Source organism: Cupriavidus sp. SIMBA_020 (assembly GCF_046535395.1).
Classification (GTDB): Bacteria; Pseudomonadota; Gammaproteobacteria; order Burkholderiales; family Burkholderiaceae; genus Cupriavidus; species Cupriavidus campinensis.
Window position 1 is genome coordinate 1 of the sequence record NZ_JAWRWU010000846.1, and the last position, 263, is coordinate 263.

At 51.0% G+C, this 263-nt stretch carries 1 protein-coding gene; it reads right to left on the reverse strand.

Features of this window, described 5'->3' with window-relative positions; genetic code table 11:
* The coding region (locus SB751_RS31775; protein ID WP_410749242.1) for an MscL family protein at positions 1-85 on the reverse strand (85 nt) is incomplete at its 3' end.
* Between the last annotated feature and the right edge of the window lie 178 nt (positions 86-263).

A 263-nucleotide genomic window follows, 5' to 3' on the forward strand; every position in this document is an offset into this window, starting at 1 on the left:
TGATCACACCAACCGCCAAATCAACCGCATTGCCTTTGACAGCGAAATCTCGGAATTCTTTGACGAAACCAGTCGCTTTGCTCATAAAAGCACTCCCTTCGTGATACGCCCACCAGTAGGCTGGCGCTATAATACGCGGTTGCTATGTTGTTACATATTCCCGCGAAGCCGATGCCGCAGAAGTGATGCTACTCGTAGAGCGGGCGCATCAACAAGGATAGGAAGATGAGTCAGGATACGCTGGTGCATGATGATGACGGTGC